At 49.3% G+C, this 9,674-nt stretch carries 8 protein-coding genes; 6 read left to right on the top strand and 2 right to left on the bottom strand.

Annotated elements, in window-relative coordinates; translation table 11 throughout:
- Window positions 1–169: 169 nt before the first annotated feature.
- Both D1159_RS17850 and D1159_RS17845 read right to left on the bottom strand, forming a co-directional pair.
- Entirely contained in the window at window positions 170–1,132 is a 963-nt protein-coding gene (locus tag D1159_RS17850) for an IS3 family transposase (protein ID WP_161846964.1), read from the bottom strand.
- Window positions 1,092–1,556 carry an HTH domain-containing protein gene (locus D1159_RS17845; protein WP_161846963.1) on the bottom strand — a complete coding sequence of 155 codons (465 nt, stop codon included), beginning with the start codon at window positions 1,554–1,556 and terminating at the stop codon, window positions 1,092–1,094. The genes D1159_RS17850 and D1159_RS17845 overlap by 41 nt, the downstream gene beginning before the upstream one ends.
- A gap of 1,332 nt (window positions 1,557–2,888) precedes the next feature.
- Here D1159_RS17845 and D1159_RS17840 point away from each other — a divergent pair.
- The 6 genes from D1159_RS17840 to D1159_RS17815 form a co-directional block, all read left to right on the top strand.
- The gene (locus tag D1159_RS17840; RefSeq protein WP_161846962.1) at window positions 2,889–3,572 is read left to right on the top strand and encodes a response regulator transcription factor; all 684 of its coding nucleotides are present in this window, start codon (window positions 2,889–2,891) and stop codon (window positions 3,570–3,572) included.
- The gene (locus tag D1159_RS17835) at window positions 3,569–4,603 is read left to right on the top strand and encodes a HAMP domain-containing sensor histidine kinase (RefSeq protein WP_161846961.1); all 1,035 of its coding nucleotides are present in this window, start codon (window positions 3,569–3,571) and stop codon (window positions 4,601–4,603) included. Before D1159_RS17840 ends, D1159_RS17835 begins: the two co-directional genes overlap by 4 nt.
- A 108-nt stretch (window positions 4,604–4,711) precedes the next feature.
- Window positions 4,712–5,377, top strand: coding sequence for an ABC transporter ATP-binding protein (locus tag D1159_RS17830; protein WP_161846960.1), 666 nt, complete (start codon window positions 4,712–4,714; stop codon window positions 5,375–5,377).
- 10 nt (window positions 5,378–5,387) lie between these two features.
- Window positions 5,388–7,958, top strand: coding sequence for an ABC transporter permease (locus tag D1159_RS17825; protein ID WP_243152377.1), 2,571 nt, complete (start codon window positions 5,388–5,390; stop codon window positions 7,956–7,958).
- Between the two features lie 60 nt (window positions 7,959–8,018).
- Entirely contained in the window at window positions 8,019–8,864 is an 846-nt protein-coding gene (locus tag D1159_RS17820) for a hypothetical protein (protein ID WP_161846959.1), read from the top strand.
- 523 nt (window positions 8,865–9,387) lie between these two features.
- Window positions 9,388–9,674, top strand: a 287-nt coding sequence (locus tag D1159_RS17815) for a sigma-70 family RNA polymerase sigma factor (protein WP_161846958.1), incomplete at its 3' end; no start/stop codon positions are given.

The raw sequence follows: 9,674 nt of genomic DNA, 5'->3' as shown, positions 1-9,674 counted from the left end.
TGCCTGTACTTTGTATTCATGGTCGTATTGTCTGTTTTCTGCCATTTTTGTCCACTCCTTATTCTCTTGATTATATATCCAATCCTTGAGAATGGGGTGTCAACTTTTTTTATACCACATCACCAATGTCAAGGACAAAATGAAATACAGATAAAACAGTCAAGCAAAGTCAAATAGGGTCAAACTTTGCATCGAATGATGATTTGCCCAGCAAAGGATAAACGCCAGAAACAAGGTAGCGGTAAAACTCGTTTGGCGAGAGTTTTGCCAGCTGCCACTGATAACGGTCGTTATTGTAATAGTCAATCCAATCATCAATGATCGTTTTGACCTGGTCGAAGGTCTCGCAGCCAGACAGATCGATCTCATCCTTCATATGTCCAAAGAAGCTCTCTTGCGGAGCATTATCCCAGCAGTTGCCCCTGCGGGACATGGATTGCCGCAGACTGCTGTCTTTGAGGACCTGGATGAAACGTATACTGGTATAGTGGCAGCCCTGGTCACTGTGAACCAGTGTTTGCGCATCCAGGGAAACGCCGTGTTTTTGTATCAAGCTGTGGACCGTCTCCAGAACGAAATCCAATTCAAGGGATGGGCTGAGGACATAGGCCAGGACTTGCTTCGTATAGGCATCCAGGATGGTGGACAGGTAGCAGAACACGCCGTGATAAGGGATGTAAGTAATGTCTGTCAGGAGGACTTTGCGTGGTCCATGCTGTTCAAATTCCCGATTAAGCAGATTGTCCGCCGCCGTGTTGGTGCGGATCGCCTTTGCCATCCTGCGGTAGGGATTTGCTTGCCGGATGGGACAATGCAGGCCGTACTTACGCATGAGCCGCTGGATTTTCTTTACATTCATCACAATCGGCTCCGGCAGATGCAGCAGCCTCATATGGATACTGCAAATGCCCTTGGCGTAGCCTCGGAATTGATACGCCTGTAAAATCAGTGAAAAATCCTCTTGGTCCTGTCTCTCCCGCGTCTGCCGTATATCCTCTGCATTTACCCAGCGGTAATACCCGGAACGGGACACACCAGCAATTCGGCACAACTCCGTAATACTCAGCACATTATCCTCTTTGCTGACGATCTCATGGATCAACTCGAACTTCTTGTCTGGCTTGTCCATCATCAGCGCCTCTGCCTTGTCCCTCTGTCCAACTCGGTAATTTTTTTAGAAATTCTACCTGCTGGCGAAGATACGTCAGTTCATGCTGCATGGCACTGGTGTCGGGTGCAGCTTTCTTCTCTGCTCTCCCGTGGTCTTTGGCGCGATTCGTATAGCCGCTTGTAAATCCGCGTCCCTCTGCCACACATTTCCTCAAGTTTGACGCAAGACTGTACATACGCGCAATCCCCAGGATTTCCGGATCATAGCCCAAGCTCTCAAAGATAGCTGGTATGTACTCTCCAGCTTGGTACCGTGCCCAAAAGATTCGCTTAAATTCCGCCGTAAATGAAATCTGCCGTGCTCTCACCTCGTGTGTATATAGATTTTCCTTCAGCAGCGCTATCTCATATAATCCAAAGCTGCTGCGCTTGTGTTTCGGTTCCATCTATGTCCCTCCCTCTTTTTCCAGTGTACCATAGCTGTCCATTTCTTGGGATTGCTATCTGTATCTCTGTCCACTTTGAGGGGACGTGCCCGCCTTTTTCGTGTCCACTTTCCTAATCTTCCTTTTCGTCTTGTGTCCACTTTATGGGGTACATTTTAGAAAATCCTATGTAGGTAAATCCGACACAATAAGATAAAGATATAAGTAAATAAAGAAAAATCAATTAAAGATTTATCAATTACCCATTCCTTTCCTATCCTTTCCCCTACCCCTTCCCTCGGGGATGGGCGGCAAAGCCGCCGGAAGGGAATGGAATGGAAGCGGAAGCAGAGAGGCCAAATAGCAGCAGGGGTTATCTTCGATGTTATCTGACCCGCAGAAACCGTACAGACGCGAAGCGGGTGTACGGTTTCTGCGGGTGCCACAAGAGGGCCGCAGGGCCTCTTGTGTGACAGCACAGCTTATAGTCCAGCAGAAGCCAGGGCAGGAGTGCCGGAGTGTCGGCCTCCTGCCCTGGTTTTTTTGCGTCCATCTGTACGCCGTTAGAGTCCCGTTTTGGCAGGCGCAGGTCAAATTGTACTGCCCCCCTATCGACCGTAGCCGGAAAGCCTTGAAATAGCGGGGCTGTTTTGCCTCTAAAGCATTACATATCAGCTCTATCCTGGCGGCAGGGGGTCACTGTCCATTTCTACGCAGTTAGAAGTCCATTTTTGAGGGTACAGGTCAAATCGTATTACCCCCTATGCGACCGCCGCTTGGAAGCCTTGGCAACAGGGCGCTGAATAGACCCTAAATGCGTAGGCTGATGGGCTAATTTAGGGCTGTCAGCCAAAGTGTCGGATAGATTGGTTATGTAGAAAGAGTTATCCCCATTTTCGGGAGAACAGATATAAACACCTTGCCGCTCTCCGACACTCACGAAAAAACTGTGTTTTCAATACCTCTGGGAGCTGCTTTTTCTACGCCTGACCCATAAATTTTCTGTCCCGCTGTTTCGGCGTCTTGGTACAGACTTTTCGGATAGCCTGATAAAAATACATCGCTACATCTGCTATGCCTCTGTGAGTGCTGCTTCCGTTCTGCATGAGGGTTTGGGACTATCCCAACAAGCAAAAACGAACACGGCCCGGCAGGAGCCGGATTTGGCCGTTTTTCGGGAGTGTGGCCACACTCCCTATGCTTGCTACGGTTATGTTTCCTCACTGTTTTCATTTTAGAATTGATTTATGTGTGCTAATTCCCTAAAATTAGATTAACTTTTGCGGGATAAAATATCTGTGATATTTCTGTGACATTTTCATGTTACCCTAATATGGGAAAGGAAGTGAAGCCATGAGGCTTTTAGTCGTTGAGGATGACCGCCTTTTGAACAATACCCTTTGCTACAATCTTTCGGCGGCGGGCTACACAGTAGATGCTGCTATGTCAAAATCAGCGGCGGTTAATTTCTGTGAAGCGCAGGACTATGATCTGATTGTGCTGGATGTCAATTTGCCTGATGGAAACGGGTTTGACTTCTGTATAGGAATCAAAGAGCGCCGTCCAGATACTGCTGTGATTTTCCTGACAGCAAACGATATGGAAAGCGATATGCTGAAAGGCTTTGAGCTGGGAGCGGACGATTATGTGACAAAGCCGTTTCCGATTAGCGTATTCCAAAAAAAGGTTTCGGCCCTGCTGGGCCGCATCGAGAAGCAGACAGGCGGCGATTGCTACACAGACGGTACACTATCCGTCAATTTCTCGGAATTGACTGCCACCCTCGCAGGGGAGCCGGTTATCTTTACGCCGTTGGAATACCGTTTACTAAAGGTGCTGGTAAGAAATCCGAAAATCGTTCTAACCCGGCAGGCACTTCTTGAAAAGCTGTGGGACGCAGACGAAAACTTTGTAGATGAACACGCCCTAACTGTTGCAATCAGCCGCATCCGGGGGAAAATTGAAATAGACGGTCTGCAATATATCAAGACCGTCTATGGCATGGGCTATATGTGGATTGGGGGGATAAGGAAGTGAATGACAGCAAACTTTCCATCAACCGCGCCTGTGCGGTAGGGGCAGCCTTTTTAGCTTTGCTCTCCATTATGACCATTACAGCGGCTTTTCTCTTTACCAGAAATCCGGCAATCGTGTGGCTGAGCCTGCTGTTTATCCTGCTGGTGTTCATCTGTGTAGTCCTTTTCGTGGCCTTTCTGCGCCGGAAGCTGGTGTTATTTTCGGACAGGCTGTGCGAAACAATGGACAATATGCTGGACGGGGCATCGGCCCCGCCGCAGGTCTGTGAGGAAGAAAACCTGTTTTATAAAATCAATCACCGGCTTATCCGCCTATATGAAGTTATGCGGGAGAACCGGGAGAGTGTAGCAAAAGAGCGGGCCGACTTGCAGGAATTGATCTCCGACATTTCCCATCAGGTAAAAACGCCCATTGCAAATCTCCAGATGGTAAACGCCACTTTGCTGGAACAGCCTGTGGCAGAAGAAAAGCGTCAGGAATTTTTGCGGGCATCCAGCGGCCAGCTTGAAAAACTGGACTTTCTTATGCAGGCCATGATAAAGACCTCCCGCCTGGAAACCGGCGTGATCTCGCTGGACAGAAAGGTGCAGCCGATTTACGATACCTTGGCGGCGGCGCTGGGCGGTATTCTGCTGAACGCTGAAAAGAAAAACATTCATGTCAGCGTAGATTGTCCATCCGATATACTGCTGGCCCATGATAGGAAATGGACAAGTGAAGCCCTGTTTAATATTTTGGATAATGCTGTGAAGTACACGCCAGCGGACGGCGCTATCCGGGTGTCCGTTCAAAGCTGGGAGCTGTATGTGAAAATTGACATTACTGACAGCGGCAAGGGCATAGCGGAGAGCAGACAGGGGATGATCTTCAAACGCTTCTATCGTGAGGAAGAAGTACACGATGTTGAGGGCATCGGTATAGGATTGTTCCTTGCCCGCGAAATCATCACCATGCAGGGCGGCTACATCAAGGTAACTTCGGAAATAGGCAGCGGCTCTACCTTTTCTGTTTTCCTGCCACGAAAACTTTGAAATGTCACGAAATTGTGATATTTCAAAGGCCCAAAATAAGTGGCCCGTGACATTTCTGTGAGAATTGGCTGTTATGATAGCGGCATCACAGAAAGGATGGTGCAACCCATGAGCATTTTGCAAACAACTGACCTCAAAAAATACTACGGCACAGAGCCGAACATCACAAAGGCGCTGGACGGCGTGACCCTCTCCATTGAACAGGGGGAATTTGTCGCCATTGTTGGAACTTCCGGCAGCGGCAAGTCCACTCTGCTGAACATGATGGGCGGTCTGGACGTGCCCACCTCCGGCAGCGTTCAGATCAAGGGCAAGGAGCTGGCCGAGCTGAACGATGAGCAGCTTACCATCTTCCGTAGGCGTAACATCGGCTTTATCTTCCAGAACTACAACCTTGTCCCTGTCCTGAATGTCTATGAAAACATTGTCCTGCCCGTGGAGTTGGACGGCGATACGGTGGACAAAAAATTCATGGATGAGGTGGTGCGCCTGCTGGCCCTGGGGGACAAGCTGAACAATATGCCCAACAACCTGTCCGGCGGACAGCAGCAGCGTGTCGCTATTGCCCGCGCCCTCGTTTCCAAGCCCGCCATCGTCCTGGCTGACGAACCGACCGGCAACCTGGACAGCCGGACAAGCAGCGATGTGCTGGGACTTTTGAAAGCGACCAGCAACAAATTCCATCAAACGCTGGTGATGATTACCCACAACAACGAGATCGCCCAGCTTGCCGACCGCATTATCCGCATTGAGGATGGCAGGATTTTTGAGTAAGGAGGTGCTGATGATGAATGACATTTTATTCGGTAACAACAACGGCGCAGTGATTAAAAAGCTGTCAGGCCGCTATTTCAAAGCGAGCAAGAGCAGAAATATCATTGCAATCATCGCAGTCATTCTGACTACGATACTTTTCACCACGATCTTCACCCTGGGGTCTGGCCTGATGGACACCGTTCATGACCAGAATATCCGTAAAGCGGGCGGTGATGGGCAGGCGGTCTTAAACTATATCAGCGATGAAGTTTATGGCGATATGGTGGGAAATCCCTTGATTGACCGCATCGCCTATACAAAGGCGGTTTCCTACCGGCTGAAAAATCCGGGCTTGGAGCGTTGGCGGTCTGACCTGTGGTATATGGATGATACCGCTCTGGAATTTGCCCGCTACACACCCACAACAGGCCATCGGCCCGAAGCGGAAAATGAGATCATCGCGGACACAAAGACATTGGACGCCCTGGGTGTACCGGCGCAGATCGGGGAAACCGTTTCTCTGACCTATGAAGTAAAGGGAAAGTTATATACCACCGATTTTACCCTCTGCGGCTTTTGGGAAACAGACAGCTTGAGCAACATCGGGAGGCTGGTCGTGTCGAAAGCCTTTGTGGACGCCCATTCGGACATTTTGACCTATACCTATCCCGTGGACAATGATTATTCCGGCGTTGTCTCCGCCTATGTGATGTTCAAAGGGAACGGCGATATAGAAGTCCAGCTCCATCAGCTTCTTTCCGAAACCGGCTATACCTGCGACACAATGGGCGGCAGCAAGCAGGACGGCAATTATGTGATCGCCCGTGTCAGTCCGGCCTATCAGAATGGTGCATTAACGGACAATCCTGCTATGTTAATTTCTGGCCTTGTTGGTGTCGCGTTGATTGTCGTAACAGGGTATTTAATTATCTACAACATTTTCCAGATTTCTGTTATTCAGGATATTCAGTCCTATGGACAGCTGAAAACGCTGGGGACAACAAAGCGGCAGATCAAGCGGTTGATTAACCGGCAGGCGATCCGGCTGTCCCTGGTTGGTATTCCCATCGGCCTGCTGGTAGGCTTCTTCATTGGTCGGGCCTTGGTGCCCTTCCTGATGAACGGAACGAGTTATACCGCAGATGCCGGTATTAAAGTAACGGTAAATCCTCTTATTTTCATCGGTTCCGCCGCTTTCGCACTTTTCACTGTCTTTGTCAGCGTCCGCAAGCCCGCGAAGATTGCCGGTACGGTTTCGGCAATCGAAGCCATCCGCTATATGGAGAAAGATACAGCGGCGTTTGGAACGCGCAGGAACAAAGACAAAAAATCGACCCACGGCGCAAAGCTCCACATGATGGCTCTGGCGAATCTGGGCCGTAACCGCAAACGGACGGTGTTGGTCATCGTGTCCATGACGTTGAGCCTGGTGCTGTTCAACACGGTATTCACACTGTCCGGCGGTTTTGATATTGATAAGTATATTGCAAAATTTATGGATACAGACTTTGTGATTTCCACCGCAGATTATTTCCAATTCCGCTTTGAAACCAGCGGGAGTGAGTTGTCGGAACACTTTGTGGATGCCGTCCGGCAGAATGAACATTTTGCGGATGGCGGCAGGCTCTATTCCTCCTGGATGCTGGAAGAACCGTTTTCAACGGAACACAATGCTTTTTTCAGCTATAACAAAGATCGGAATGGAAATCCTTTTGTAAGACTGTATGGCGCGGACGATTTTCTGTTGAATGGCATGGAAGTCATAGAGGGAACCATCGACCTGGAAAAGCTGAAAACGGGAGAGTATATTCTTCTGAGCGTGGATTGTAACGATGATGGAACGGTCATAGAGAACCCCAATATCAGCGTGGGGGATACAGTACGGCTCAACCATCTGAAAGCGGAGGAACTTTCCACCACCATTACTGACAGCTATGATTTTATCATCATGGCAAAAGTCCGGGCCAATGAGAACACGGCCACTACCCGCAACACAGGCGAGTCTCGGTTCTATCTCCCGACAGAAATCTTTCTGCCGCTGTGTGATAACCCCCATCTGGTTAATTTCCCCTTTGATGTGAAAGAGGGAACGGAAGCAGAAATGGCAGAGTTTTTGAACAGCTATATCGACAGTGTGGAGCCAAGTATGGACTTTGAATCCAAGGCGACCTATACCAGTTCCTTTGACGACCTCACTTCCCTTATCATCACTATCGGCGGGGCATTGAGTATCATCATCGGAATTATCGGCATCGCAAACTTTGTCAACTCTGTTCTGACAAGCGTTATCACTCGCAAAAAGGAGTTTGCCATGCTGCAAAGTATTGGCATGACAGGAAAACAGTTAAAGCGTATGCTTTCTTTTGAGGGGCTGTATTACGCCGTGGGAACAATCCTCACATCAGCTGTTCTTGGCGTTCTGTTTTCTGTAATAGTCGTGCGGGGGATTTCCAGTGGGATTTGGTTCTTCACCTATCGGTTTGTTATGTGGCCCATGCTGGTGATCTACCCGTTCCTTATTCTCCTGACCGTGGCAATACCGGCGCTGCTGTACCGCCAAATCGCCAAGGCCAGCATCATCGAACGGCTGCGGCAATGAGAAAGAAAAGCTGGGGCCTTTCAAAAATGAACCAATTTACAAACAAGGAGCGAATGTAAGATGAAGAAGATATTAGAGTGGGTGGCGTTATTGGCTGTGTTTCTGGCACTTGCAGGCTGCGCTGGGAAGGAAGCGGCGGAACCCAAGTGGGAGGACCCCCTTTACCGCACGGTGGTCTATAACAGCGGAGAAGATGAAAGCGATGCAAAATATTTGGAAATTGCACAGCGCAGCCAAAAACTGCTGGCTCGGCTGGAGGAAAAAGCAGGGGCGTTTGTCATGGACGCATACAATTATCAGGCTATGGATGATGAGGGTACTCCCCTATATGCCATGAACAGTCCGGAAGTTCCAATCGAGATTGCTCCTGCCGGGATGTCGATACAGGTGAGCCGGGAATATTTCAAATGGAATCCCATTGAAACAGCGGATGGTTCGGAGCTGGAAAAACAGATCGTGCTGGATGATTTGACGCTGAATCTGTTAGTACCAGACCAGTACCGCGATATGGAACAGGAAATATTAGCCGCATGGAGGGAATACTTCTATTTTGAAAAGGTGGAGGCCGAGAACGATTACAATGAAATGGCCGGAAGGACAGAACGCTCGGACATCGCAGAAGATCAATTGGCAGTGAACATCATTTATGTGAAGGACGGACAGCGGTATTTTACCTATCGGAGTGATTGTGCATCTGCTGACGGAAGTTGGATCACTGATCCTCTGGTACAGATTTATACTGGGAATATTCATTGCAACTATGCTCACAGCATTCTGACACAGTGGACATATATCCCCTCAGAAGCAGATTCTCCTGAAAAGGCTTACCAAGAGATTGTTCCTTATATTTTAGAGTGCGGCGCTCAGGAGAGTTTGAAAGAATTGCGCCCTTTGCGGAATCAGTAAGATGAATTAGAACGGTGACATTTCTGTGAAATTGTGGTTTAGCATAGCAATTAGCAAAAAGAAATCTGCCCAGCGGCAGAAAAGAAAAAACCGCTGCTGGGCAGACCCTTTTCTATGCACAAAATTATTTCCTGCGGTGGTTTTAAGAAATTAAAGCCGCCGTTCTTTTATCCTCAAAAGTAGCGACGCGGTAATACTGACAGATACGGCGGCTGACAGGAGGCAGCCGCTATGAAATGCACCGTCATTCGACACAATCTGACAGCCCTTGATTTATCAAAAAAAGCCCGTCCCCCACCTGGGGGAACTGCGGCTATGAAGTTATACTATACGATGCAGTGCAAACCGTCCGGTGGGTCTATGACCTGCCGGGCGGTTTTTGTCGTTTCCTGCGGCCCGGAAAATTTTCTTCACTTTTTTCTCTGCGGAAAGCGGTTTTGCGCGCAAAACCTGTGCCGCTGAACGCTCTGTTAGCGGAAAGGGAGAGTACCACCACCATCCCCCAGCGAAAGGGGGTGAGAAGATGGAAACCAACCCCCGCGGCTATGGCGAACAGTGCAGGTTTGACGCCTTTTTCAAGACCGTGTTGAAGCATGAGGCAATCGACTATATCCGGGAAATGAAACGGCGGGCCAGCCGGGAAACGTCCTTGGAACGTCTGCCGCAAGCGGCGATGGACAAGCTGTGTTCGGCTGACGACTACCCCAGCGACAGCTATGTGTTCTCTTGCTGTGGCTACGACCTGCCGATCAGCAGCCAGCAAGTGGCCGACGCCTTTGCCGGTCTGCCAGAGCAGGAGCAAAGCATTTT

It is taken from the genome of Pseudoflavonifractor sp. 524-17 (genome assembly GCF_009935845.1).
Classification (GTDB): Bacteria; Bacillota; Clostridia; order Oscillospirales; family Oscillospiraceae; genus Pseudoflavonifractor_A.
This window is presented reverse-complemented; position numbering and strand designations above follow the sequence as displayed.